The following is a 24,281-nucleotide window of genomic DNA, read 5'->3' as shown; positions in this document are numbered from 1 at the left end:
CCTTCTACACGCCGGCGGCGATGCCGGTGCGGTCGTGGATGGCGCCATGCGGACAGACGACGGCGCACATGCCGCACGACAGGCAGTCCGCACCGTCGATGTGGGCGCAGTTGTCCTCGATGCGGATAGCACCGGCAGGGCACTTTTTGGCGCACATGCCGCAACCGATGCAGCTCGTGTCGCAGATCTTGCGGGCGATGGCGCCCTTATCGGTGTTGTTGCAGCGCACCAGAATGTTCTGGTAGCCGGGGACGAAGGCAATCACGCGCTGCGGGCACGCCATGCCGCACAGGCCACAACCCGTGCACTTAGAACGATCCACGCGGGCGACGCCATCGACCAGAGCAATGGCGCCGTGAGGGCAGGCCGTAACGCAGGCGCCACAGCCAATGCAGCCTTCGCTGCAGCGGGCGTCGCCGCCTGCGGAGGCGCAACCACTTCCGCAGGCAACGTAGGCCACGTGATGTTGAATGGATTTGGCCATAAGAGACTCGCCTATTTCTTAAGAAGGTACGAATAGTTGTCACGCACAGCCTTGATGGTCAGGCGGACGGCCTCGGGAAGACCGGTGTTGACGGCATCGACCGAGACGGTGCGGACCGTGCCGGCGACGCGGACTTTAAAGTGGTCCTCGTCCACGGCCAGGAAGCCCTCGTTCTCGGAGTTCTCCATGTCCTCCTCGCTCCAGAACAGGGTGAGCTTGTCCTTGTAGGGACGGCCCTCCTGGTAGGGGCAGAACACGGCGCAGTTGCCGCACTCGTTGCACATGCCATCGACATGGACGACCTGATGCTTGGCCAGGCCCGGCACCTTAATGGCCACGTTGGCGCGGTTGGGGCACACGTCGCAGCAGACCTCGCACACCGAGCCGCAGCCCAGGCAGCGGGTCTTGGTGCAGTTGCGCTTGTCGCAGCACAGCGACCCCTTGCGCTCGTAGCAGGTGTCCTCGCGGCCAGCCTGCTCGTTGCAATCGGCGTACTTGTTAAAGTCCACGCCGGCGATGGCACGGGCGACCTCGGCGGCGTCGGCAATAGCCTCAACCACGGTGGCAGGACCGCGGCGGCAGTCGCCCGCGGCCCAGACGCCCTCAACGCCGGTGGAGGTGGCGGCAAGGCGGCCGCGACGGTCGTGCTCGACGCCCGCGGCATCGTACAGACTGGCATCGATGCCCTCGCCCACGGCGCAGATCACCGTGGTGGCGGGAAGCTCGACGGTCTCGCCCGTGGCGGCAGGGCTGCGACGGCCGCTTGCATCCGGCTCGCCAAGCTCCATAACGTCGCAGGTCAGCACGGCGCCGTTGAGTGCCTTGGGCGCCAGCAGCTCGCAGAACTCAACGCCGTCGGCAAGAGCAAGATCGAGCTCTTCCTCGTCGGCGGGCATCTGCTTCTTAGTGCGACGATACACCAGACGCACGTTCTTTACGCCAGCCAGGCGCTTGGCCACGCGGGCGGCGTCCATGGCGGTGTTGCCGGCGCCGATGACCACGACGTCCTCGCCCAGCTCGAGCTTCTCGCCCTTCTTGGCGGCCTCGAGGAACTCCAGTACATCGAGCTCGGCACCCTCGCCCAGGCCCGCAGAGCCGGGCATCCAGGCACCGGTGGCCACGACCACGTCGGTAAAGCCCTGGGCCTTGAGCTCGTCAATGGAATCCACGCGAGCGTTAAGCTGCACCTTGGCACCAAAGGCCAGGCAGAGCTCGGCATCGTGGGAGATATCGTCGCTCGCAATGCGGAACTCGGGAATCACGTGACGGACCACGCCGCCGAGCGAATCGCGAGCCTCAAAGATGGTGACGGGCACGCCGGCGCGCGTCAGGAAAAACGCCGTCGCCAGGCCGGCCGGGCCGCCGCCGATAACGGCAACGTTGCGCTCGCCGTCGTTGGCGATGGCCTGGGCGCGCAGCTTGGGCAGCACGGCGGTCATGGCCTCGCGGGCGGCCTTGAGCTTGCTGGCGCGAATCTGGGCGCCCTCGGGCTCGTAGAATGCACGCTCGCAGGCACGGCCGCAGGGATGCGGGCAGATGGTGCCGGTAATGAACGGCAGGGCGTTGCGCTCGATGATAATGTTGAACGCGTCCTCGTAGCGGCCCTCGTCAACAGCCGCCAGATAGGCGGGAATATCCTGCTGGATGGGGCAGCTCGTGCGGCACGGCGTGGTAAAGCAGTCGGAAAGCGGACTCTTGCCGGCGACCTTGCGGTCGGGCAGCGGGCGCAGCGGCTTCTTGTAGAGCGGGTTGGTGAGCGAGTCGGTCTGGATCGCAGTCACGGCCTCGAGAGAGACGCCCTCAAACGGCTTGCCGTCCAGATCGGTAAACTCGCCGGCCATCTGGCTAAAGCGCTCGTAGCCACCGGGCTTGAGCACGTCGGTCGCCAGGGTAACGGGCCAAATGCCGGCATCGTACAGGGCACGGATGTTGTAGACCGTGGCACCGCCGGAGTAGCTGATGCGCAGCTTGCCATCGAACTGCTCGGTAATGCGGCGGGCGGCCTCGATGGTCAGCGAGAACAGTGAACGGCCGGACATGTACATCTCGGTGGAGGGCAGCTCGTTCCTCGTCACGTCGACGGGGAACGTGTTGGTCAGCTTGACGCCAAACTCCAGGCCGCGCTCGGCGCACAGGGCAATCAGGCGCTCGAACATGGGCACGGCGTCGGCCCACTGCAGGTCCTCGCGGAAGTGCGTGTCATCGAAGACGATGTAGTCAAAGCCCAGCTCGTTGAGGCGCTGACGTGCAAACTCATAGCCCAGCAGCGTGGGGTTGCACTTGATGTAGGTATTGAGGCCCTTCTCGGTGATGAGGTAGGTCGCGATGCGCTCGATCTCCGCCGGCGGGCAGCCGTGCAGGGTGGACTCGGTGATGGAGTTGGAGACGCGTGCCGGGATGGACTCGACAAACGCGGCGTCGACATGCTCAAACTTGTCCAGGTTGGCAAGCGCCCATGCGCGGCACTCGTTCCAGACGTCGGAGCCGCTGGCATCCTTCATGCCCTCGATGTAGGCATCGACCTTGGGGCTCTTGATGCCCTCCAGGTCATAGCCCACGGACATGTTAAAGACAAAGCCGTCCGGGCTGCCCAGGCCGTACTCGCGAGCGATGAGGTGGCAGGCGAACCATGCCTTCACGTACTCGGCAAAAGCCTGCGGAACCTCGAGCTCGGTCGACCACTCGCAGTTGTAGCACTCGTCCTGCGCCACAATGCAGGGCTTGTTCACACACTTGGAGAGCTCCTCGCCGTCCATAACCTGAACGGTCTTAAGCTCAAAGAAGCGGGAACCGGCCACGTAGGATGCCACGATGTTCTGGGCAAGCTGCGTGTTGGGGCCGGCGGCCGGGCCAAACGGAGTCTCGATGCGCTCGTCAAAAATGGGAAGCGCGCCCTCCTGGTTGGTCGTGACCATCTTGCGCACGCCAAAGACGGCGCCCTGAGTCTTGTGCTCCTCGATGATCCAGTTCATCAGCTGCGAAAACGGGATCGGCCTCATGATGTCGCTCATAATGAGCTCCTCTCTGTAACGCCCGGCGAGACCGCGCGGCGGGCGCAAATACGGTGTAGCGCTAGCACAGCGCCGGCGACCCCGCGGAGGTCGCCTATACGCGCGTCGGATGCGGCGAAACATCCGGCGCGCGTGAATCTACTTGTAATTAGTAGGCGCGATCGTTGAGCGTGCTCCAGAGCTTCTTGGACTCAGCCATGGTCCACGCGTTGATCTTGTCCTCATCGATACCGACAAACTCGCGATCCTTGTACAGGACGCGGCCGTTGATGATGGTGGTGCGGCAGTTTTTGCCCATCATGCCAAAGAGCATGTGGCCGTCGATGTTCTCCTCGCTCAGCGGCGTAAAGGGCTTGTAGTCCATGACGATGACGTCGGCGGCAGCGCCGGCCTCGAGCACACCGAGCTTGCGATCGAAATACTTGCTGGCCATCTTGGCGTTATTCTCGAACAGCATGGTCATGGCCTCACACCAGCCCACGTTGGGCATAGCGGCGTTGTGGCGCTGAATGATCAGGAAGACCTTAAGGCTCTCGAGCATATCGTGGGTGTAGGCGTCGGTGCCCATGCACACGGGGATGCCGCGGCGGAAGAACTCGAGCACGGGGGCGCAGCCCACAGCGTTGCCCATATTGGATTCGGGGTTGTTAACCAGCCAGGTGCCGGACTCCTTGACGATATCCATCTCGGCGGGCGTCACGTGGATGCAGTGGCCGAGCATGGTGTCGGGACCGAGCAGGTTGTGCTGCAGCAGGCGCTCGACGGGGCTGATGCCGCCGCGGTTGAGGCGGGAGTCCCACACATCGTTCATGCCCTCGCACACGTGGATGTGGAAGCCGGTCAGGCCATTGTTGGCCTCGGCCATCTTATCCATGGTCTCGTCCGACAGCGTAAAGGTGGCGTGACCGCCAAACATGGCGGCGATCATGTGGTTGTCGTTATCGCGACGCTCCTTGGCGGCCCACTGGGCAAACTCGGCGTTCTCGGCAATAGCCTGATCGCACTTTTCCTGGCCACGGCGGTCGGAAACCTCGTAGCACAGGCACGAACGCATGCCCAGCTCCTGAGCGGCGTCCTTAATGGTAAAGAGACTGCCCGGAATCTCGCAGAAGCTCGCGTGGTGATCGAAGATCGTGGTGACGCCGTCGCGGATGGAATCCAAAATCGTGGCATAGGCGCTTGCCTTGGTGCCGTCGAGCGTTAGGTTGTCGTCAATCTTCCACCACTGCTGCTCAAGATTTTCCAGGAAGTTGGTGGGGTTGCAGCCCTTAATGGCAAGACCGCGGGCCAGACCCGAATAGATGTGGGTGTGGCAGTTGATAAGTCCGGGCATGATGAGGTTGCCCTGGGCGTCGACGTACTCGGCATCCGGGTACTTGGCCTTGAGCTCGCGCTCGGGGCCCACTTCGACGATCGTATCTCCGTCAATAGCGACCGCACCGTTGGGAATGAACGGAGTCTGAGCGTTGCGGGTAAAGACAGAACCGTTAGCGACCAGAAGCATAAATGCTCCCTTCAACATCAGAGGCGGGGTTTGACACCTCTGACATGGCGGAAGTGCGAAGCGCCGGCCTACACCGGAAACGGGCCCTCTCCCGTCAACGCTTCACCAAAGGGACAAGCCCTTTGAAGTGCGGCTTGGCGCCGCATGGCGCCGGCGGACGAGGCGATGCGTCCGCCGGCGAATAGCACCGAATCGGTTACTTCTTGCTCTCGGGCAGGACCAGATCCACAGCGGCATCCTTGGCGGCATCGATGTGCTGAGCCACGACCGGCGTCTGCGGAAGAATCAGGTTAAGGACAATGGCCATGATGGCGGTGGGGGTCACGGCGTTGGAGCCGATGACGGTGGACACCCAGGTGGGCATGCCCTCGCCGGCAAGGCAACCGCTGGCCATCCAGATACCCAGGCCAAAGACGACCGAGGTGCCGACGATGGTGGTGGTGCGCTGCGTGAGGCCCTCGCGGGTGAACATGCGCACACCGTTCATGGTGATGGTGCCAAAGACGCCGACGGTCGCGCCGCCGATGACAGGCTGCGGGATGGCGGAAAGGACGGCAGAGAGCTGCGGGAACAGGCCGGCGATGGCAAAGACGGCCGCGATGATCACAAAGACCCACTTGTTGACGACCTTGTTGGAGCAGATGATGCCCACGTTCTGGCCAAGGGCGCTGGTGGGAAGACCGCCCAGCAGGCCGCCGACCATAGAGGTGAGGCCCTGAGACACAATAGCGCCGGAGAGCTCGCGCTCGGTGGGCATACGGTCGATGGAGCCCAGGCAGGCGGCGGAAACGTCACCGATAACCTGGATGGCAACCATGGGGAACACGACAGCGAGGGTAATGCAGACCTCGGGATCAAACTCGAGCGCGTAGGGCATAAGCTTGGGAAGGGCGAAGACCTGAGCGGTGGCGACGCTGGAGAAGTCGATCATGCCAAAGGGGATGGAGACGATCATGCCAACGATCATGCCAAAGAACACGGATCCCAGCTTGAGCGTGCCCTTGCCAAAGTTGGCGAGCGCAAAGACCACGGCGAAGGTGATAAGAGCGACGCACCAGGCCTGCGGGGTGCCCCACAGCGGCGTACCCATACCGCCGGCCATGTACTTGACGGCCGTGGGATAGAGAGAGACGCCAATGGAGAAGATGACCGTACCGGTCACGACGGGCGGGAACAGCCACTTGATCTTGCTGTAGGCCAGACCAAAGAGAACCGCAACGGCACCGCCGACGATCTCGCCGCCCAGCAGCGCGCCAAAGCTAAAGCCCGAGGCGCCCATGGCCTGAAGGGCCGGCAGGAACGCGAACGAAACGCCCATGACGATGGGCAGGCCGCCGCCGATACGACGGAAGGGAGCGAAGGCCTGAAGGGCCGTGTCGATTGCCGAAAGAATGAGTGCAACCTGGATGATGTCGGTGCTCTGCTGGCTATTAAAGCCGTAGACACCGGCCATGATGACCGCCGGTGTAATGATGCCGGCAAACGATGCCAGTACATGCTGAAGGGCACACGGGATCATTTCCCTAACGGGCGGCATGCCTTCGCGAGTGAACAGGGCTTCAGTGCCGTTCGTAACCGTCTCCTGGGTCATTTGACCACCAATCCTCGAAATAGTTGTTTTCGCATCTAACGCTCTATTGTGACGCAGTGCGGGGTTGAGGTTGTGCCTTCGTTGCATATCGTATTAAAGATGATTCTCATTCTCAATAATAATTTTTTGTTATCAGACTATTCTTCAGCTGAGATAACGCATTTCCGCAGGTCAGGAAAGTGTCTGGTCAAAATAACATCTAACTTTTCTTTTGGTCAACCGTTTACCGCCAAATTCCTACCGTTCGTCTGTATTACGCAATGTACCTGCTGATATACGAGATGATGAGCAGCGTGTTACCATGATAAAAAATTGTTATGAACACTTCGATAGAACCAAAAGGAGTTGCCCGTGAACGAGACCGTACGTCGCTTTTTGCCGATGGTCGATTTCCTGGAGCAGATACTCGGCAAAAACAGCGAAATCGTGCTGCACGATTTCTCGGATCCCGACCACGCCATCGTCGATATTCGCAACGGCATCGTGAGCGGCCGCAAGGTCGGCGGTCCCGCCACCGACCTGGCACTCAAGATCATGCACGACGCCAAGTATCGCGACCTGCCGTTTATTACGGGCTACGAGGGGCGCGGTGCCGGTGGCAAGACGTTGGAGTCGGCGACGTACTTTATCCGCGAGAATGACGAGATTGTCGGTATGCTCTGCGTCAACACCGACCTCTCGACCGTGCGCTCCATCAACGCCATGGCGCAGCAGCTCATGGCCTGCTTCGACGCGGCGCCTAGACAGGCGGAGCCCGCGTCTATCGAGGTCGAAAGCCTTTCGGAGTCTACGCAGGAACTCATCGACCGCAGTATTTCCGAGTTGCTGAGCGCGCGCGGGCTGGATGTAGCGTCGCTTGGTCAGAGCGACCGCGTGGACGTCATTCGCCACCTCAACGGCAACGGGGTGTTCATGCTCAAGGGCGCCGTGGCCTGCGCCGCCACCGCGCTGGGCATCTCGGAGCCCAGCGTCTACCGCTACCTGCAAAAAGTCCGCAAGGAAGGCTAAACGTTAACCCTTGGGGACGGAGGGAAACGGATCATTTTTGTCGCATCGCTTGACAAAAGACCCTGCAGTTCACGCGCACTGCAGGGTCTTTTTGCATGTCATGTTTTGTTTTCGCCAACACCTTAGAGAGCGGCGACGACCTCGATCTCGACCAGACCGCCGGCCGGAAGGGCGGCAACCTGGAAAGCGCTGCGCGCGGGGAAGGGGGCCTCGAACTTGGAGGCGTAGATCTCGTTCACGGCAGCGAAGTCCGCAATGTCGGCCAGGTAGACCGTGGTCTTGACGACATCGGCAAAGGTGGCACCGGCAGCGGTCAGCAGGGCCTCGACGTTAGCAAGGGACTGCTTAGCCTGGGCCTCGACGCCCTCGGGCATCTTGCCGGTTGCGGGGTCGATGCCCAGCTGGCCGGACAGGAACACCATGTTGCCGGTCTGGATGCCGGGGGAATACGGGCCGATGGCTGCAGGTGCGTTATCGGAAGACACGACGGTCTTGCTCATGTTTTTCTCCTTACGATCAGATAGAGAGCGTGAGCGCGGCGTTCACACCGGGAGGCACAATTCGGTCTGAACACCGCGCTTGATTTGGGATAGTACTCAAGGTTTCCGCGCGATGCAAGATTATTATCACGTTGCGAGAATATTTTATCGCTCAACGGCGCCTGTCGACCGCTGAACGGCACGACCGGACGGTGAAGCTCAAAATGATCCGTTTCCCTCCGTCCCCATCGGATCAGGTGATCCATAGGGGACGGAGGGAAACGGATCATTTTTGCTGCAAGGGCTGCTGAAGACTTTATCCTGCTTGGGCCACAGGGCTCGTCCGCCGCAACAGCACCACTATACTTTTGAGTGTCTGAGCATTTTGAAAGGCAGGATATGACCGTAACCGCCAGTCGAACCACCAACCGCAGACCCGAGCTCTTGGCGCCCGCCGGAGGGCCCGAGCCCTTTGCCGCCGCACTCGCCGCCGGGGCAGACGCCATCTACTGCGGCATGGGCAGCTTCAACGCCCGCCGCAAGGCCACCAACTTTACCGACGAGGCCTTTGAGCAGGCCTGCCGTGCTGCACACCTGGCCGGGTCGCGCGTCTACGTCACGGTCAACATCGTCATCAAGCAGTCCGAGATGGGCGATGCGCTGCAACTCATCCATCGCTGCTCCACGCTGGGCGCCGACGCCTTCATCATCCAGGACTGGGGCCTGTTCTTTGAGGTCAAGCGCACCATGCCCGGCATCGAGACGCATATCTCGACCCAAGCGAACATCCATGACGACCGCGGAACCCTTTGGTGCCGCGAGCAGGGCGCCGACCGCGTGACCCTCTCGCGCGAGCTTTCCATCGACGAGATTGCCGCCATTCACGATGCCGCGCCCGATGTGGACCTTGAAGTCTTTAGCCACGGTGCCATCTGCTTTTGCTACTCGGGCCTGTGCCTGCTCTCGAGCTTTGCCATGGCGGGCCGCTCGGCCAACCGCGGCATGTGCGCTCAGCCCTGTCGCCTGCCTTACGAGCTGATCGACGAGAACGGCCGCACGCTCTCCCCTGCCGGTCGCGAGCGCGCTCTATGCCCGCGTGACACCAACACCTCACAGCTCGTTCGCCGTCTGTATGATGCCGGCGCCGCGTCTCTCAAGCTCGAGGGCCGCATGAAGGCGCCCGATTACGTGTACTCCATCGTTGATGTGTATCGTCACGAAATTGATGACATGCTGGCAGGGGTCGCCGTTGCCAAGGACGAGGAAGCCGCCCGCCAGCGCCAGCTCAAGCGCTGCTTCAACCGCGACTTTACGCACGCCTATCAGGACGGCACCTCGGGCGACGAGATGATGAGCTACGAGCGCTCCAACAACCGCGGCCAGATCGTGGGCACGGTGCTGGGCAGCCGCCCGGCCAACCGCGATGTGCGTGGCCTCAAGCCCGACGACCGCCGTCGCCGCGCCGCCATCGCCCGCATTGAGCTGTTTGAACCCGTGGGCAAGGGCGACTTGTTGGAACTTCGCCACGATGACGAGTTCGACCAGTTCCTAACCACTATCGCTACCGATGATGCCGCCGCCGGTGACATCATCGAGTGTCGCGTGCCCCGCAGCATGCCCGAGGGCTGCCGCGTGCGCGTCATCCGCAGCCAGCGCGCCATCGATGCCGCCGGCGCCGCGCTCAAACGCGATGTGCTGCGCCGCCGAGCTGTTGATGTGTCCGTCATGGCGCGTCTGGGCGAGCCGTTTACTGTCACACTCACCTGCTGTGACAACCCTTCGCTTGCGGCAACGGCCACGGGCTTTACCGTCGAGGCCGCCAAGACCCGTGCGGTCGAGGCGTCCGATCTGGTGGAGCATGTAGGCCGCATGGGCTCCTCGCCCTTTGAGGCAGCAAGCTTTGACATTTCGCTCGACGCCGGCTGCGGTATGGGCTTCTCCGCCGTGCACAAGGTGCGCGCCGCCGCCTGTAAAGCGCTCGAGGAGGCCATTCTGGCACCGTACGAGGAGCGTGCGAAAACGCTCGAGTTGCCGGCGATTGTAACCAGTGATTCCCGCCCCGCGCCCGAGCACTACCGCGATGAGTCGCAGATCTGCGCCACCGTCACCTCGCTCGAAGCCGCCGAGGCAGCGCGCGTGGAGGGTGCAACGCGCATCTACATGACCACCGACGCGCTCGATGCGGCCGAGCTCTCCCCCGCCGATGCATTTGGGCAGGGTATCGTGCCTGTACTCGACGAGGTCTGCCGCGCCGTCGACCACGAGCGCGTCGATCCCTGGATCAATGCTGGAGCCACCGTCGCCGTCGGCAATATCTCCGAGCTCGCCGTAGCCGCGCATGCCGGCGCCACAGCCGAGATTCGCTCTTGCCTGCCGGTGCACAACACGCCCTGCATGGAGGCGCTTGCCGAGCGCGGCGCCGGTGCGTTTTGGCTCTCGCCCGAGATCACGCTCGACGAGATTGTCTCGCTCGGCGCCGCCGCGCCCGCTGCTCTGGGCATCACCGTCTTTGGCCGCCCGCGCGTCATGACAAGCGAGCATTGCATTCTGCAGGTTGCCAATGGCTGCATCCACGATTGTGCCAACTGCCGCCTGCGTGCCCGCAAGCTCTCGCTCAAGAATATCGACGGAAAGGTCATGCCCGTCCGCACCGACATCCACGGCCGCTCTCGCCTGTACGATGCCTACCCCATCGACCTCACGCCGCAGGTTCCTCAGCTGCTCGACGCCGGCGTGCGTCGCCTCATGGTGGACGGAACGCTGCTCGAGACGGATGAGGTGGGCCGTGCCGTCGCCCGCGTCCGTCGTGCCGTCGAGGCAGCGCAGGCCGGCCGCAAGCCCGCCGCCCGCCTACGCGGGGCGACCTCGGGCTGCATGTTTGTGGGAATCAGCTAACCGAAAGGCTTACACGTGAACGAAGAACCTCAAGTCCTCTACTGCGACGCCTGGCTCATGGCCATCGACAAGCCCGCCGGCATGATCGTCCACGGCGACGGCACCGGCGAGCGCACGCTCACCGACTACGCCAGCGACCTGCTGCTGGCGATGGGCGACGGCTTTGCCGCGACCGACATGCAGCCGCTCAACCGCCTGGACCGCGACACCACCGGCGTGGTGCTGTTCTCGCTCGACAAGCAGACGCAGCCCGCCTTTGACCAGATGGTGATCGACCACGCTTTCGAAAAGCACTACCTGGCGCTCGCCGAGGGCAAGATCGACTGGAACGAAAAGCTCATCGACAAGCCCATCGCCCGCGACCGTCACGACAGCCGAAAGATGCGCGTCGGCGCCAGCGGCAAGCCGTCTCAAACGCGCGTGAAGGTGCTCAAGCGCCTTAAGAGCCGCCGAGGCCTGCCCACGCGTTCGTATATCGATGTCGAGCTGCTCACCGGCCGCAAACACCAGATCCGCGTGCACCTGGCGAGTGAGCGTCATCCCCTGGTGGGCGACGAGCTCTACGGCACGCCGCGTCCCTGCGGCCTGATGCTCCATGCCCACAGCGTGTCCTTTACGCATCCCGTAACCGGCGAGCCCATCCACATCGAAGCCCCCTGCCCCTGGGAGCCCTAAAACCTGCCAAAAAGGGCAGGCACCTTCGTGGTGGTTTTGCCGCAATGGCTCAGCCGCGATCCCAAAACGTCTCGATCCGTAACAGTTAGAACCCTTTTTCCGGACTATCTGTTACAGATCGAGACATTCGAATCCCCCTTAAGGGAAAATCTCAATCTGTAACACCTGGCCCACTTTTAACGGTCTAGTTGTTACAGACTTAGACAAAAACCGGCAGACAACGAAAGTGGCAACGCCCGTAATGGACGTTGCCGCTTTTCTATTGAGAAAACTACTCGGTTTTCGTTACTAACCACCACAATGGGGACAGGCACCTTTGTGGTGGTTTTGGCCTTGTCCCATCGCTAGACCGTGATGACGTTGTCCATCGACTGGTACTTGGCGGGCACCTCGCCCGTAGTGATGATCGTTGCGTCGCGGAAGTCCGCAAACTTGACGGGCGCCACCATGCCAAATTTGCTGGCGTCCGAGATTACGAAGCGTTTGGCGGTATGGCGCATCGAGATACGCTTGACCTGCGCTTCCTCGATATCCGGTGTGGTGAGACCTTGCTCGGCGGCGATGCCATTGGAACCCCAAAAACCGCAGTTGAAGTTATAGCGGTCCAGGGTTGCCAAGGCATCGGGACCGACGAGTGCCTCGGTCTCGGGCTTGAGCTCGCCGCCTAGCACCACGGTGCGCATACCATACAGGGCGAGATGCTGAGCATGGAGCACGGAATCGGTCACATAGGTGACACCCTCAAGGCGCGGAAGATGCTCGATGAGCTTGAGGGTCGTGGAGCCCGAATCGATATACACAAAGCTATCGGGCTCCACCAGAGCCGCGGCACGGGCGCAGATGCGCTCCTTGTCATCGTTATGGAGATCACTGCGCTCGCTGATCGTCAGGTCGCGCGTCACGTGCGCACGCTCCAGACTCGTCGCGCCTCCGTGCACCTTGGCGATACGGTGTGCACGGTCGAGCGCCTGCAGGTCGCGCCGAATGGTAGACGCCGTCACGCCCAGGGCTTCGGCAAGCTCCGGCACGGTAACCGAGCCGGCCTGCTGCACCATCGACACGATCGCGTTGAGCCTATCTTCCGCAAGCATCGCTTACTCCTCCTCGGGGTACACAACTCCCCAGTCGGCGCGGAGCTTGGTCATAAGCTCCATAACATCAGAAGCATAATCCAGCAGCTCGCGCTTGGAGTCGTCGCCGGCAACGGCCTTCTCCAGGTCGGCCATCTCATAGCACAGGGCGTAAGCCTCGGTGCCGGCGTGGACCTCCTCGCGGTGGCCGTCCGCAGTCCACACGATGGTCGCGTGATCGGCACGCGGATATTCATTGACCTCGATGTAGCACTTGTCGAAGCTGATGACCGAGCGCTTGGGCTGCTTGGAGTGGAGCGTAAGGCTCACGACGCCCAGCTGCTGCTCGGCATTTCGGCAGACGATGCCACCCGCGACGTCAACGCCAGTCTCGCAGGTGTTGCCCAGCGAAACGACCTCAGCGGGCTGGCTTGCCATAAAGAGGCGCATGACGGACAGGGCATAGACGCCAATATCGAGCATGGCACCGCCAGCAAGGTTGCGATTGTAAAAGCGGTTGGTCAGGTCGCCGTACTCCTTGTAGCTGCCAAAGTTGAGCTGGGCGAGGTTCATGCGTCCAAAGTCGCCGGCATCCATGCGGCGGCGCAGCTCCTGATACAAGGGCATGTGGAGCACCGTGGTGGCATCCATAAGGACCACGTTGTGCTCGTCGGCGATGGCACGGGCCTCGTCGAGCTCGGCAGAGTTGAGGGTAATGGCCTTCTCGCAGAGTACGTGCTTACCAGCTGCCAGAGCGGCTCGCAGGTAGGTGATATGCGTGTTGTGCGGCGTGGTGATATAGACTGCGTCAATGTTCGGATCGGCGTAGAGGTCCTCGACCGTTTCATAGACCTTCTCGATGCCATATTGCTCAGCAAAAGCCTGAGCCTTGGACAGCGTGCGGTTGGCGACGCCCGCAAGCTTGCGACCGGCAAGAGCGAGAGACTGGGCCATCTGGTTGGCGATAACGCCGCACCCGATCACAGCCCAACGAAGCTCGGGAGCCGTAAAGATATCATCGGGGAATGGCTTGTCCTGGACCGAAGTGAACGCTGCTTTTGCGGCTGCTTCGGCGTCGAGCGGAGCCTGTTTGGAATCTGCCATTATGTGCCTCCTGAGTCATCGGAAGTCCTTCATTTCTAACAACCCTATATTCGCACAATTGCGCGCGTATCTGCTCGTGTTTGCGTGTTTATTTTCTTATCAGTCATTATTTAGCCATAGTTGGCAGATGTTTGTGCAGTTATGCGCATTATCGCGCATGGCTATGCGCATAAATGCGCACGGGACGATCCTTGTGAAACACAAAGGGGCGGAACACCATAGCCCTAAAAGACAGAGCCAGCTGTATTACTTCTCCCCTCTGGGGGCACCAGACATCAAAGGACTGTCCCTAGGTGCCGCTTTCGTTGAAGCCTATCCCAGATGGCCAGATATACAAATCTAAAGACTGTCCCCATCAACTAGCCGTTTAAGAACATCCCCAACGACAAGTCATTTAAGTCTGTCCCCAATGAGTAGGGATAGAAAAAGGCCCGGGTGCCTTGGGGCAACCGGGCCTTTGCTAGCAACTTGATGTTGCGGGCAGCTTAGAACTTGTGGCCGCACTTCTTGCAGACGCGCAGCTTGTTCTTGCCGTCCTTCTCGTGACCGACGCGGGTAACCTTACCGCACTCGGGGCAAACGAGATTGACGTTGGAGGCGTCGATAGGAGCCTCCTGCGAAACGATGCCGCCCTGCTGATTGGCAGCGTTGGGCTTGACGGCCTTCTTGACGACCGAAACGCCCTCGACAACGACCTTGTTCTCGGCGGGGAGAGCACGCAGGACAACGCCCTGCTTGCCGCGATCCTTACCAGAGAGAACCTGGACCTTATCGCCCTTCTTGATATACATATATCTCCCCTAACTACAGGGTCTCGGGAGCGAGCGAGACGATCTTCATGTACTTCTTGTCACGAAGCTCGCGAGCGACGGGCCCGAAGATACGGGTGCCGACGGGCGAACCATCGTTGTTGATGACAACGCAGGCGTTCTCATCAAAGCGAATGTAGGAGCCATCCTTGCGGCGGATCTCCTTAACGGTGCGAACGACGACGCAACGGACAACGTCCTTCTTCTTGACGTTGGCGCCAGGGGTAGCCTCCTGGACAGCACCGATGAACACATCGCCGATGCCTGCATAACGACGCTTGGAACCGCCAAGCACCTTGATGCAGCGAATCTTGCGAGCGCCGGAGTTGTCGGCGACGTTCAGCATGGTTTGCATCTGAATCATGGTAGATGTTCCTCCGAACTAAGAACCGAAGAGAGGTGCGCAGCCTTTAGGCGGCCTGTGGTATGCAAACCAGGCATACGCACATCTTCGGAAACGTACAAGTCGTAAGAGCGACTGCTTATTTAGCGCGCTCGACGACCTCGATGAGGCGCCAGCGCTTCATCTTGGACATAGGACGGGTCTCCATAACGCGGACGGTATCGCCCACGCCAGCCGTGCACTCCTCGTCGTGAGCGTGCAGCTTCTTGGAGCTGGTCATCATCTTGCCGTACTTGGGGTGACGCTTGCGCTCGGTGATGGTGACGACAATGGTCTTGGCACCGGAGACGGAGGTAACGACACCCGTACGGACCTTACGCGAGTTACGCGAATCAGTCATGTTCTCTCCTTAGGTCCTACTCGGCGACAGCGGACTTCTCCGCTGCAATCTCGCGGGCGCGCTGCTCCGTGAGGACGCGAGCGATGTCCTTCTTCACGGTGTTGACGCGAGCGGTGTTGTCCAGCTGGCTGGTGGCCATCTGGAAACGAAGGTTAAAGAGCTCGGCGCGCATTTCCTTCAGCTTCTCAACGAGCTGAGCGTCCGAGAGCTCACGAATCTCTGCGGGCTTCATTAGTTCTCCTCCTTGGCGGCGGCGGCGTCCTCAGCAGCCCACTTGGCCTCGAGAGCGGCCTCCTCAGCCATCTCCTTCTCGATGCGCTGCTCAGCGTTCTTGGCAGCAACAATCTTGGTCTTGATGGGAAGCTTGTGCTGTGCAAGACGCAGAGCCTCGCGAGCGACCTCCTCGGGCACGCCCTTGACCTCGAACATGATGCGGCCGGGCTTGACGACGGCCACCCACTCCTCGGGGTTACCCTTACCAGAACCCATGCGAGTCTCGGCAGGCTTCTTGGTGATGGGCTTATCGGGGAAGATCGTGATGTAGACACGACCGCCACGCTTCATGTAGCGGGTCATGGCAATACGAGCGGCCTCGATCTGACGGTTGGTGATCCAATGGGCCTCGAGAGCCTGGATACCAAACTCGCCGAAATGCAGCTCGGTATTACCCTTGGCCTGGCCCTTCATGGAGCCACGCTGCACCTTGCGGTGAAGAATACGCTTAGGGGCAAGCACTACTGACCCCTCCTCTCGGAGTTACGACGACGAGGACGGGAAGAGCCCTCGAGTGCAGGGTTGGGAACAGGCTGGCCCGGGAGCTTCTCGCCCAGGTAGATCCAGACCTTCACGCCGCAGGCACCCATGGTGGTGCTGGCGACAGCCGTGCCGTAGTCGATCTTGGCGCGGAGGGTGTGCAGAGGCACGCGACCCTCACGGTACCACTCACGACGGCCCATCTCGGCACCGCCGAGACGACCGGAGCACTGGATACGGATGCCCTTGGCGCCGGCCTTGCGGGCGGACTGGACAGCCTTGCGCATAGCGCGACGGAAGGCAACGCGGCCCTCGAGCTGCTCAGCGATGGACTGAGCAACGAGGTTGGCGTCGAGCTCGGGGCGCTTGATCTCGACAACGTCGACGGAGAGCTGGCCCTTGGAGACGCCAGCGACCTTCTCGAGCTCGGTGCGGAGGGTATCGATCTCGGCACCCTTCTTACCGATGACAACGCCGGGGCGAGCAGTGAGGATGATGACCTTCACCTTGTCACCAGCGCGCTCGATCTCGACACGGGAGACAGCTGCGCGGGAAAGACGCTTCTCGAGGTACTTGCGGATCTCGAGATCGTTACCGAGGGTCTTAGCGTAATCCTTCTCTGCGAACCAGCGGGAGCGCCAGTTCTCGGTGATGCCAAGACGGAAGCCGGTGGGGTAGACTTTCTGACCCATACAGCTTTACGCCTCCTTTCGAGGAGCAACGACGACGGTGATGTGGGAAGTACGCTTCAGAATGCGAGAAGCGGAACCCTTGGCGCGGGGACGGATGCGCTTAAGCGTCGGACCCTCGTCAACATAGGCAGCGGCGACAACCAGGTTGTCGGCACGCAGACCGTTGTTGTTCTCGGCGTTCGCAACGGCGGAACGGAGAACCTTCTCGACATCCACGGCGACGGCGCGGTCGCAGAAGTGGAGGATGTCGAAGGCCTGAGCGACAGGCTTGCGGCGGATCAGATCGACCACCAGGCGGGCCTTGCTGGGGGAAACACGCACGTACTTAGCGACGGCGCGAACCTCGGTGGCCTCAGTTTCAATAGACTTAGTTGCCATTTACGGTTAACCCCCTATTTGGCCTTGTGGCCACGGAACGTACGAGTCGGCGCGAACTCGCCGAGCTTGTGACCAACCATGGACTCGGTAACATACACGGGCACATGCTTGCGGCCGTCGTGGACGGCGATGGTGTGACCAACCATCTCGGGGAAGATGGTGGACGCGCGGGACCAGGTCTTCACGACGTCCTTCTTGCCAGCCTCGTTCATCGCGGTGATACGCGAGAGAAGGCGAGTCTCCACGAACGGGCCCTTTTTGAGACTTCTGCTCATAAGTGCTTTCTCCTAAAACTCGGTATCCGAAATTACTTCTTACGGCGACGAATGATGTGCTGGTTCGAGACCTTCTTCTTCTTGCGCGTACGAAGGCCCTTCGTCGGCTTACCCCAGGGGGTAACAGAGGGACGACCAGAGGTGTGGTTCTTGCCCTCGCCACCGCCGTGCGGGTGGTCGACAGGGTTCATGACGGTACCGCGGACGGTCGGGCGCACGTTCATGTGACGCTTACGGCCGGCCTTGCCGATGACGATGTTGGAGTGATCGGCGTTGCCGACCTCACCGACGGTGGCGCGGCAGGTAACGAGGATGCGGCGCATCTCGGAGGAAGGCATACGGACGATAGCGTACTTGCCCTCCTTACCCATCAGCTGGCAGGAGTTACCGGCGGAACGGGCGATAGCAGCGCCCTTGCCCGGCTGGAACTCGACGGCGTGGATGAGCGTACCGACGGGGATGTCGGCGAGGGGCAGAGCGTTGCCCGGCTTGATGTCGGCGTCAGAACCGGACATGATGGTCTGACCGACCTCGAGGCCCTTGGGGGCCAGGATGTAGCGCTTCTCACCGTCAGCGTAGTGCAGCAGAGCGATACGAGCGGAACGGTTCGGATCGTACTCGATCGTGGCAACCTTGGCGGGCACGCCGTCCTTGTTGCGCTTGAAGTCGATCACGCGGTAACGACGCTTCACGCCGCCGCCCTGGTGGCGGGTGGTGATGCGGCCGTTGTTGTTACGACCGGCCTTCTTGGGCAGGGGCTCGAGAAGAGACTTCTCGGGCTTGGTGCAGGTGATCTCGGAGAAATCGGAGATCGTCTGCCAACGCCTACCAGCGGAGGTCGGCTTAAGGTGCTTTACAGCCATTACAATCCCTTTCAATAGGAATCCGTTAGCCATCGCAGACAGGGATTCGAGGTTCTGCCTCGGGTGCGATGACACCGGACGTATACACGGTTCCGGGCGTGTCCATTTTATACGCCCAAAACCTTGAGCTCTCGCCTCCCCTAGTTGGGAGGCATGAGCTCACTCAACAGCAGCGAGTCTTAGGCCTGGTTGCCAAAGACCTCGATGGTGTCGCCCTCGGCCAGCGTGACGATGGCCTTCTTCCAAGAACGGGTCTTGCCGGCGACATAGCGCACGCGCTTGGTCTTGGGCTTGACCGTCAGGGTGTTCACGCGAACGACCTTGACGCCGAAGATCTCCTCGACAGCGTCCTTGATCTGATACTTGTTAGCATCCTTGGCGACCTCGAACGTGTACTTGTTCAGCTCCATGCCGGAGAAGGAACGCTCGGACACGATCGGACGGATGATGATCTCGTGGGCGGTCATTTATGCAAGCACCTCCCCGAAGTGAGCGGCGATGTCGGCGGGCATCAGCACGGCGTTGTTGTTGACGAGATCGTAGGTGTTGGCCTCGTCGGCAGTGATGATGAACGTCTTGGGAATGTTGCGGAACGACAGGTAGGCGTTGACGTCCTCATCGCGAACGATGATGGTCAGACGCTTGCCCTCAAGACCGAGAGCCTTGAGCATGGCGACGGCAGCCTTGGTGGAAGGCTTCTCGAAGCCGTAGTCGTCGACGAGCACGAGCTCGCCATCGGCCAGCTTGGCGGACAGCGCGGAGCGCATAGCCAGCTTGACCTCCTTGTTGTTCATACGCTTAGCGTAGGAACGGGGCTTGGGGGCGAAGACGACGCCACCGTGACGCCACTGGGCAGCACGGATGGAACCCTGGCGGGCACGGCCGGTGCCCTTCTGACGCCAAGGCTTCTTGCCGCCACCGGAAACCTCAGAGCGACCCTTAGCAGACTGGGTGCCCTGACGCCAAGAGGCCATCTGGCACTTGACGATGTGGTGCATAACGTGGATGTTCGGCTCGATGCCGTACACCTCAGCGGCGAGCTCGGCCTCGGCGACCTTCTTGCCCTCGCTGTTCTTTACTTCAAACTTTGCCATTTAAGTGTTCTCCTTGGTATGACGCTGGGCTAAATGGGCTGGGCCCTTAGGCCATACGGATGGCGACGAGACCATTCTTGGCACCCGGGACAGCGCCCTTGACCAAGATGAGGTTCTGCTCGGCATCGATGCGGACAACGGAAAGGTTCTTGACGGTAACGCGCTCGTTACCCATGTGACCGGCCATCTTGACGCCCTTGAGGACGCGCGCAGGATAGGCGCACTGACCGATAGAACCGGGGTGACGCTGGAAGTGAGAACCATGCGTCATAGGACCGCGGCGCTGACCCCAGCGCTTGATGCGACCCTGGAAGCCCTTACCCTTGGAGGTACCGATAACGTCGACCTTCTCGACATCAGCGAAATCAGCGACGGTGACGACCTCGCCGACCTTGTGCTCCTCGCCGTTCTCGACGCGGACCTCACGAAGGAAGCGGACAGGCTCGACGCCAGCCTTGGCGAAGTGACCAGCCATGGGCTTGTTCACGTTCTTGGCCTTGATGTCGCCGAAACCGATCTGGACGGCGTCATAGCCGTCGGTTGCCTGAGTTTTAACCTGCGAGACAGCGCAGGGGCCAGCCTGGATGACCGTGACGGGAACGACGTTGTCGTCCTCGTCCCAAACCTGGGTCATGCCAATCTTGCGGCCGAGAATCATGCTGATCAAGATATGATCCCAACTCTCGCGTGGTCTTGGGACAATGCGTACACCACCGAGCGTACGCCCCTAGAGGACCACTACTTACACGACGTGCTCCCCAGCCTTGTATTGCGTCCGGACTACCTGACAACCCTATTAAGCAGGCATTTTGTCCAGCCAGAATACTCCCCTGGTTACACACAGCTGTTTAGTATACACGGCTGCGGGCGTATCCATCGAGATTCATATTTCACTCACATTGTTTACGCAGGTAAAGTGCGTGGAGTCGCCTGGGCTTGGCAGAGGGGCGGCGAAATATATTAAGTTTGCTGCTCTACAGTCCTGCGCAAGACGGAAAGCACATTAAGTGCTTTCCTTTGCGTGCGGAACTCGCGATGACCTTAATATATTTCTCCGACCCTCCGCCGTGCTCGGGAGACGACACGTTGATGTCTGCTTAACTCTGCTCGCTCAGGCTAAAGACTTTGTTGGGGATCCACTATTTGTTGGAGGGTGAATTTGCTTTGAATCGGTTTGCCTTCCGCTTGTGGCTTTTTTGAATTGGCGGCTGACGCTGCCGCGACTTATTGCCAAGAGGACTTCAACACCATCGGCGCTCATGAGACGAGCGGGACACGGCGACCTCCTCAAGGCAGAAGAGGAAGGCCCGCGCTCCAGCTCCATTATCGCGGCATCCCGTTTCGGGGCGAAGAACTAGAGCACCGAGAACCGGATGAAATTGTACGTGCAGATCACGATGATGAACACGAGGGCGAACACGTAGAGCTTATCGACCGCCGCCGAGTCCATCCGGCGCAGCAGGCGGCGCCCCACGACCGACCCAAGCACCGCCATCGCCGCCATGCCCAGCAGGACCACGGAGAGGAACGCGGGCACGCTGCCCGTGGCCAGCGTGTAGATGAGGCTCGCCGTCTGCGAGAACGCGATGATGAACAGCGACGCCTGCGCGGCGGGCTTGCTCTCCATGGCGAAGAAGAAGACGAGGATGGCCAGGTTGAAGGGGCCGCCGCCGATGCCGAGGAAGGACCAGCACGCCCCGGCGCAGAACCCTATGAGCGCCTGCGCCCACGCATTCTCGAGCTTGAGGCCCTTGATGCGCGCCTTGTTGAGCGTGTAGGCCAGCACGAGGACGGCGAGCACGATGAGCACGGCGGCCTGGACCGCGCCGACGAGCTCGGCGTCGGGGAACACGGACCCCAGCCGGTTGAACAACATCTTGCCGATCACGCCGCCCACCGCGGAGCTGACGGCGATGGGCGACATCGCCCGCGCGTCGATATCAGACTGCCCGCTCGCCGCGTTCTGCGCGAGCGTGGAGAGCGACATGATGAGCACCGACATGCTCGAGAGGAAGCTCACCGTGCTCACGCTCATGACGTTCATCGCGTCGACCACGGGCTTGATGATCACGCCGCCGCCGATGCCACAGAGCGGCCCCAGAAGCGACGCCAGGAAGCATACCGCGAAGACCAAGATGTATTGAGGACCCATCCGAACAAGCTCCTATCGATCGAGCAACACCCTATGCAACGAATTGCAAGCGTTCGTATCATTCAAAACCGCAGCGTATGGTTGTGGACTTTTACATATCTCGAACGCTGCTGCGCGATATGTCCCTATTTACGCCGCTCATGCGGAGCACCGTTGCGCCAAGGGCTAGGCGTCCCCGCCAATCTGCCTGCCGAGTCCCTCAATGGCCCACGCACCGTCTCGACACGCCGCTAGTAGTTAGCGAAGTAATCCTGGTTGAAGATGCACGCGTAGACGACGTCGAGCAGCAGCGCGGTGGAAACGCTCATGGCGAAGTGCCCGATGTTGTCCTCGCGGTGCATCCGGACAGGAAGTTGATGGTCGCCACGTCGGCGACACCCACGGCGTCCATCACGGGCTTAATGATGATGCCCCGCCGACACCGCAGATGGCACTGATGGTAGAGGCGAAAAACGCAATGGCGAATACGATTGCTAGCATATGAAGCGCCTAGACTCTTCCCTACTTGTCAGGCATGGCTGCTGCGAGCGTCCGCTCAGCGCGCTCGCAATAGGACGCGGCGCGCCCCTCGTCACCCTTGTTCTCGTACTGAACCGAGAGCATCTGGCAGAGCAGGGCCTCTTCCATGCCAGCCGCCTCCGACAACGCGCGCTCCATCTCGTCGATATAGGCATACGAGCCCTTGAGGAAGACGTCATAGGTGCGACGGTCGGCACGCGCAGCCTCGCGATCACCGTGCTCCTCGAGGTAGGAGAGCACCTCGCGTGCGTGGGGCTCATCCCCGATCTCCACGTAGAAGGAGAACGCCTTTGCCGCCAGCGCGAGTGTCTGCTCCTCGCTCATCTTGAGCGAACCCATCTCGCGGATGATGCGCTCGGATGCCTCGACGTCATCCATGGCAAGAGCTGCGTTCAAGCGCATGAAAAGCACGTTGTACTTGGGGTACAGCACGCTAGTGAGCGGGCGGTTCAGGACCTTGAGGTAGTTGTTGAGGTCGCCCTCGCGCAGGTACGCCTCGAGCTTGGCGAAGGTTGTGCGCTTTTGGACCTCCATGTAAATGGTGAACCCGACCGCAACCACTACGACCACAATGCCGATCGTCTTCATATCCATGGATAGGCCTTTCTCTTAACGTTGGAGGCGCGAGGGCCGGGGGCGCTCAAGCATAACGGCGGGCGCACGTCCCGCCACCAACTCGCCGTCACGAACATATCCCTCTTCGCGACCAGCGAGCTCCTCAATCAGGCAGGCACGGAGCACGGCGATGCGCGCGGCGCGCTCCGGAGCGTCGATGAGGTCGTGCTCCTCACGCGGATCGGCGTCCAGGTCGAAATACTGCTCCACCCCGGTCCGTGTGAACCAGATGTACTTGTCATGCGGGGTCACGATCCACTGGTTGGACTGCTCGCGGCTGCCGCTGTGCTCGCCGTGCAGGTATGCACGGTTCAGCGGCGCGGCGCCGGTAAGCTCGCCCATGAGCGAGGCACCCTCCACGCCCTCGGGCACGGGCAGGTCGCACGCCTCGAGGATGGTGGGCATAAGGTCCATGAGTTCCACCGTGCTCTCGCTCACGCCGCGAACGCGCTCGCCGCCCGGCACATCGACGTTTTTGCCCACGTGCACGATGAAGGGGATGCGCGCGGAGCCCTCGTAGGGCAACACCTTGCGAAAGAGACTGTGGTCAAAGAGCATCTCGCCGTGGTCGGAGCAGAACACGATCACGGTGTCGTGGTAGGTCTCGTCGTTCTCGAGCGCCGTGATGAGCCGGCCGATCTGGTGGTCCATATGTGTGATGCAGGCATAATAGCCCGCCATGGCCTCGCGGCGCAGCTCGGCGTCGCGGCAGCCGTGCACGCTGTCCAAGATCATGCCATCGCGCTCGGTGGCATCGGCGTCATCCCAATCGCCAGCGGCAGGCGCGCGCAGCTCCATGTCGCGGTACAGATCGAAGTAGGTCTGCGGCGCGTCGAAGGGCGGGTGGGGCCGCACGAAGCTCGTCATGAGGAAGAACGGGCGCGTGCGATCGCGGGTCTCCAAAAAGCGGATGGACTCGTCCACCACCCAGTTGGTGGGGTGCAGGCGCTCCTCGTAGGCCCAGGGATGGGTGATCCAGGAGTTGTTCTCAACGCCCGAACCGTTCACGTCGGCGAATTCGCCCAGTTCATTTTTGAGGAAGCGCATGTAGTCGTCGGAGACGTTCTGGTGCATCCAGTACGGCAGGTTCGCCTTGCGGTAGTGGCCGATGTAGCCGTCATGCAGGCGCATGTGCTCGAAGCCGCAGCCCAAACGCGGCGGATGCACGTGCATCTTGCCTACCACGGCGGTCTGGTAGCCGCCGTCGCGCATCTCCTGCGCGAGCATATGGTCGTACTCCCACGCGATACCGTCCTGGTAACCCACGCGGCCCGTGCCCGCGGGCGTCTTGCCGCAAAAGAGGGCGGCGCGCGCCGGGATGCAACTCGGGCAGGCGGAGTAGGCGTTCTCGAACAGCATGCCGTCGGCGGCGAGCGTGTCCAAGTAGGGCGTCTGCACGTCCGGATGGCCGTCGATACCCAGGCAGTCGCCGCGCATCTGGTCGCACATGATAAGGAGAACGTTGGGTTGCTGGGGCATAGGGAACTCCAAACTCACGGGAACGGGATGAAGATTGAGTGGTCAAGGCGGGAGGGGCGCAGAGCCCCACACAACTACGACGAGGCAA

Annotated in this window: 24 protein-coding genes and 1 pseudogene; 3 read left to right on the top strand and 22 right to left on the bottom strand. The window is 61.3% G+C overall.

The window, feature by feature from the left end:
* Positions 1-4 precede the first annotated feature (4 nt).
* The 4 genes from ACKUUJ_RS04100 to ACKUUJ_RS04085 all read right to left on the bottom strand — a co-directional run bounded on the left by ACKUUJ_RS04100 (position 5) and on the right by ACKUUJ_RS04085 (position 6,590).
* The gene (locus ACKUUJ_RS04100) at positions 5-484 is read right to left on the bottom strand and encodes a 4Fe-4S binding protein (RefSeq protein ID WP_195503603.1); all 480 of its coding nucleotides are present in this window, start codon (positions 482-484) and stop codon (positions 5-7) included.
* A gap of 11 nt (positions 485-495) precedes the next feature.
* Positions 496-3,495: a putative selenate reductase subunit YgfK gene (ygfK, locus tag ACKUUJ_RS04095; RefSeq protein WP_409064739.1), complete on the bottom strand. Its 3,000-nt coding sequence runs from the start codon at positions 3,493-3,495 to the stop codon at positions 496-498.
* Positions 3,496-3,643: 148 nt separating this feature from the next.
* Positions 3,644-4,999, bottom strand: a complete 1,356-nt coding sequence (ssnA, locus tag ACKUUJ_RS04090) for a putative aminohydrolase SsnA (protein WP_195503601.1) — start codon at positions 4,997-4,999, stop codon at positions 3,644-3,646.
* A gap of 196 nt (positions 5,000-5,195) precedes the next feature.
* A complete protein-coding gene (locus ACKUUJ_RS04085; RefSeq protein ID WP_409064738.1) occupies positions 5,196-6,590 on the bottom strand; it encodes a uracil-xanthine permease family protein in 1,395 nt (464 codons plus the stop codon).
* 351 nt (positions 6,591-6,941) lie between these two features.
* Here ACKUUJ_RS04085 and ACKUUJ_RS04080 point away from each other — a divergent pair, with 351 nt between their 5' ends.
* Entirely contained in the window at positions 6,942-7,598 is a 657-nt protein-coding gene (locus ACKUUJ_RS04080) for a transcriptional regulator (RefSeq protein WP_409064737.1), read from the top strand.
* A gap of 122 nt (positions 7,599-7,720) precedes the next feature.
* Here ACKUUJ_RS04080 and ACKUUJ_RS04075 read toward each other — a convergent pair whose 3' ends face one another.
* Positions 7,721-8,098 (bottom strand): RidA family protein, encoded by a 378-nt coding sequence (locus tag ACKUUJ_RS04075; RefSeq protein WP_035137477.1) that lies wholly within the window; start codon positions 8,096-8,098, stop codon positions 7,721-7,723.
* A 378-nt stretch (positions 8,099-8,476) separates the two neighbouring features.
* Between ACKUUJ_RS04075 and ACKUUJ_RS04070 the strand changes: the two genes are divergently transcribed.
* Together ACKUUJ_RS04070 and ACKUUJ_RS04065 are read left to right on the top strand one after the other, a co-directional pair.
* Positions 8,477-10,972 (top strand): DUF3656 domain-containing protein, encoded by a 2,496-nt coding sequence (locus ACKUUJ_RS04070; protein ID WP_409064736.1) that lies wholly within the window; start codon positions 8,477-8,479, stop codon positions 10,970-10,972.
* A gap of 15 nt (positions 10,973-10,987) precedes the next feature.
* Positions 10,988-11,647 (top strand): RluA family pseudouridine synthase, encoded by a 660-nt coding sequence (locus ACKUUJ_RS04065; RefSeq protein ID WP_346979514.1) that lies wholly within the window; start codon positions 10,988-10,990, stop codon positions 11,645-11,647.
* Positions 11,648-11,991: 344 nt separating this feature from the next.
* On the opposite strand, the gene ACKUUJ_RS04060 is transcribed toward ACKUUJ_RS04065, so the two are convergent.
* From ACKUUJ_RS04060 to ACKUUJ_RS03980, 17 genes and pseudogenes are all read right to left on the bottom strand, one after another.
* Entirely contained in the window at positions 11,992-12,738 is a 747-nt protein-coding gene (locus tag ACKUUJ_RS04060) for a DeoR/GlpR family DNA-binding transcription regulator (RefSeq protein WP_409064735.1), read from the bottom strand.
* Positions 12,739-12,741: 3 nt separating this feature from the next.
* Positions 12,742-13,821 carry a Gfo/Idh/MocA family oxidoreductase gene (locus ACKUUJ_RS04055; RefSeq protein ID WP_349088805.1) on the bottom strand — a complete coding sequence of 360 codons (1,080 nt, stop codon included), beginning with the start codon at positions 13,819-13,821 and terminating at the stop codon, positions 12,742-12,744.
* Between the two features lie 485 nt (positions 13,822-14,306).
* A complete protein-coding gene (rplX, locus tag ACKUUJ_RS04050) occupies positions 14,307-14,612 on the bottom strand; it encodes a 50S ribosomal protein L24 (RefSeq protein WP_006235043.1) in 306 nt (101 codons plus the stop codon).
* Positions 14,613-14,625: 13 nt separating this feature from the next.
* A complete protein-coding gene (gene rplN / locus ACKUUJ_RS04045) occupies positions 14,626-14,994 on the bottom strand; it encodes a 50S ribosomal protein L14 (RefSeq protein ID WP_006235041.1) in 369 nt (122 codons plus the stop codon).
* 118 nt (positions 14,995-15,112) lie between these two features.
* Positions 15,113-15,373, bottom strand: coding sequence for a 30S ribosomal protein S17 (rpsQ, locus tag ACKUUJ_RS04040; protein ID WP_006235040.1), 261 nt, complete (start codon positions 15,371-15,373; stop codon positions 15,113-15,115).
* Between the two features lie 16 nt (positions 15,374-15,389).
* Positions 15,390-15,605 (bottom strand): 50S ribosomal protein L29, encoded by a 216-nt coding sequence (gene rpmC / locus ACKUUJ_RS04035; RefSeq protein ID WP_006235039.1) that lies wholly within the window; start codon positions 15,603-15,605, stop codon positions 15,390-15,392.
* A 107-nt stretch (positions 15,606-15,712) separates the two neighbouring features.
* Positions 15,713-16,108: pseudogene (rplP, locus tag ACKUUJ_RS04030) on the bottom strand (50S ribosomal protein L16); the annotation flags it as partial.
* Complete coding sequence (gene rpsC / locus ACKUUJ_RS04025; RefSeq protein WP_006235037.1) at positions 16,108-16,818, bottom strand: 30S ribosomal protein S3; 711 nt, start codon at positions 16,816-16,818, stop codon at positions 16,108-16,110. The gene rpsC and the pseudogene rplP, both read right to left, overlap by 1 nt.
* Positions 16,819-16,824: 6 nt before the next feature.
* Positions 16,825-17,196 (bottom strand): 50S ribosomal protein L22, encoded by a 372-nt coding sequence (rplV, locus tag ACKUUJ_RS04020; RefSeq protein WP_006235036.1) that lies wholly within the window; start codon positions 17,194-17,196, stop codon positions 16,825-16,827.
* A 14-nt stretch (positions 17,197-17,210) separates the two neighbouring features.
* Entirely contained in the window at positions 17,211-17,471 is a 261-nt protein-coding gene (gene rpsS / locus ACKUUJ_RS04015) for a 30S ribosomal protein S19 (RefSeq protein ID WP_006235035.1), read from the bottom strand.
* A 32-nt stretch (positions 17,472-17,503) separates the two neighbouring features.
* Positions 17,504-18,334 (bottom strand): 50S ribosomal protein L2, encoded by an 831-nt coding sequence (rplB, locus tag ACKUUJ_RS04010; RefSeq protein ID WP_022094198.1) that lies wholly within the window; start codon positions 18,332-18,334, stop codon positions 17,504-17,506.
* 179 nt (positions 18,335-18,513) lie between these two features.
* The gene (gene rplW, locus ACKUUJ_RS04005) at positions 18,514-18,801 is read right to left on the bottom strand and encodes a 50S ribosomal protein L23 (RefSeq protein ID WP_022094197.1); all 288 of its coding nucleotides are present in this window, start codon (positions 18,799-18,801) and stop codon (positions 18,514-18,516) included.
* Complete coding sequence (gene rplD / locus ACKUUJ_RS04000; RefSeq protein ID WP_006235032.1) at positions 18,802-19,428, bottom strand: 50S ribosomal protein L4; 627 nt, start codon at positions 19,426-19,428, stop codon at positions 18,802-18,804.
* A gap of 46 nt (positions 19,429-19,474) precedes the next feature.
* Positions 19,475-20,095 carry a 50S ribosomal protein L3 gene (rplC, locus tag ACKUUJ_RS03995; protein WP_035137484.1) on the bottom strand — a complete coding sequence of 207 codons (621 nt, stop codon included), beginning with the start codon at positions 20,093-20,095 and terminating at the stop codon, positions 19,475-19,477.
* Positions 20,096-20,782: 687 nt separating this feature from the next.
* Positions 20,783-21,580 (bottom strand): sulfite exporter TauE/SafE family protein, encoded by a 798-nt coding sequence (locus ACKUUJ_RS03990; protein WP_409064734.1) that lies wholly within the window; start codon positions 21,578-21,580, stop codon positions 20,783-20,785.
* A 501-nt stretch (positions 21,581-22,081) separates the two neighbouring features.
* Entirely contained in the window at positions 22,082-22,693 is a 612-nt protein-coding gene (locus tag ACKUUJ_RS03985; RefSeq protein ID WP_117647577.1) for a hypothetical protein, read from the bottom strand.
* Positions 22,694-22,708: 15 nt separating this feature from the next.
* The gene (locus ACKUUJ_RS03980; protein ID WP_117862211.1) at positions 22,709-24,193 is read right to left on the bottom strand and encodes an arylsulfatase; all 1,485 of its coding nucleotides are present in this window, start codon (positions 24,191-24,193) and stop codon (positions 22,709-22,711) included.
* Positions 24,194-24,281 lie beyond the last annotated feature (88 nt).

The sequence above is a fragment of the Collinsella sp. wc0583 genome, assembly GCF_046116915.1.
Lineage (GTDB): Bacteria > Actinomycetota > Coriobacteriia > Coriobacteriales > Coriobacteriaceae > Collinsella.
Note: the sequence above shows the minus strand (reverse complement) of the source record. Positions and strands in the feature narration are given on the sequence as shown.

Excerpts from the sequence above, each read along its gene's own strand:
- ygfK (WP_409064739.1), bottom strand. The coding sequence starts at position 3,495 with ATGAGCGACATCATGAGGCCGATCCCGTTTTCGCAGCTGATGAACTGG.
- ACKUUJ_RS04085 (WP_409064738.1), bottom strand. The coding sequence starts at position 6,590 with ATGACCCAGGAGACGGTTACGAACGGCACTGAAGCCCTGTTCACTCGC.
- ACKUUJ_RS04100 (WP_195503603.1), bottom strand. The coding sequence starts at position 484 with ATGGCCAAATCCATTCAACATCACGTGGCCTACGTTGCCTGCGGAAGT.
- rpsC (WP_006235037.1), bottom strand. The coding sequence starts at position 16,818 with ATGGGTCAGAAAGTCTACCCCACCGGCTTCCGTCTTGGCATCACCGAG.
- rpmC (WP_006235039.1), bottom strand. The coding sequence starts at position 15,605 with ATGAAGCCCGCAGAGATTCGTGAGCTCTCGGACGCTCAGCTCGTTGAG.
- ACKUUJ_RS04060 (WP_409064735.1), bottom strand. The coding sequence starts at position 12,738 with ATGCTTGCGGAAGATAGGCTCAACGCGATCGTGTCGATGGTGCAGCAG.
- rplV (WP_006235036.1), bottom strand. The coding sequence starts at position 17,196 with ATGGCAACTAAGTCTATTGAAACTGAGGCCACCGAGGTTCGCGCCGTC.
- ACKUUJ_RS04075 (WP_035137477.1), bottom strand. The coding sequence starts at position 8,098 with ATGAGCAAGACCGTCGTGTCTTCCGATAACGCACCTGCAGCCATCGGC.
- rplB (WP_022094198.1), bottom strand. The coding sequence starts at position 18,334 with ATGGCTGTAAAGCACCTTAAGCCGACCTCCGCTGGTAGGCGTTGGCAG.
- ACKUUJ_RS03985 (WP_117647577.1), bottom strand. The coding sequence starts at position 22,693 with ATGGATATGAAGACGATCGGCATTGTGGTCGTAGTGGTTGCGGTCGGG.
- rplD (WP_006235032.1), bottom strand. The coding sequence starts at position 19,428 with ATGGCAAAGTTTGAAGTAAAGAACAGCGAGGGCAAGAAGGTCGCCGAG.
- ACKUUJ_RS03980 (WP_117862211.1), bottom strand. The coding sequence starts at position 24,193 with ATGCCCCAGCAACCCAACGTTCTCCTTATCATGTGCGACCAGATGCGC.
- rplN (WP_006235041.1), bottom strand. The coding sequence starts at position 14,994 with ATGATTCAGATGCAAACCATGCTGAACGTCGCCGACAACTCCGGCGCT.
- ACKUUJ_RS04070 (WP_409064736.1), top strand. The coding sequence starts at position 8,477 with ATGACCGTAACCGCCAGTCGAACCACCAACCGCAGACCCGAGCTCTTG.
- rpsS (WP_006235035.1), bottom strand. The coding sequence starts at position 17,471 with ATGAGCAGAAGTCTCAAAAAGGGCCCGTTCGTGGAGACTCGCCTTCTC.
- ssnA (WP_195503601.1), bottom strand. The coding sequence starts at position 4,999 with ATGCTTCTGGTCGCTAACGGTTCTGTCTTTACCCGCAACGCTCAGACT.
- rpsQ (WP_006235040.1), bottom strand. The coding sequence starts at position 15,373 with ATGACTGATTCGCGTAACTCGCGTAAGGTCCGTACGGGTGTCGTTACC.
- ACKUUJ_RS03990 (WP_409064734.1), bottom strand. The coding sequence starts at position 21,580 with ATGGGTCCTCAATACATCTTGGTCTTCGCGGTATGCTTCCTGGCGTCG.
- ACKUUJ_RS04055 (WP_349088805.1), bottom strand. The coding sequence starts at position 13,821 with ATGGCAGATTCCAAACAGGCTCCGCTCGACGCCGAAGCAGCCGCAAAA.
- rplW (WP_022094197.1), bottom strand. The coding sequence starts at position 18,801 with ATGACCGCCCACGAGATCATCATCCGTCCGATCGTGTCCGAGCGTTCC.
- rplX (WP_006235043.1), bottom strand. The coding sequence starts at position 14,612 with ATGTATATCAAGAAGGGCGATAAGGTCCAGGTTCTCTCTGGTAAGGAT.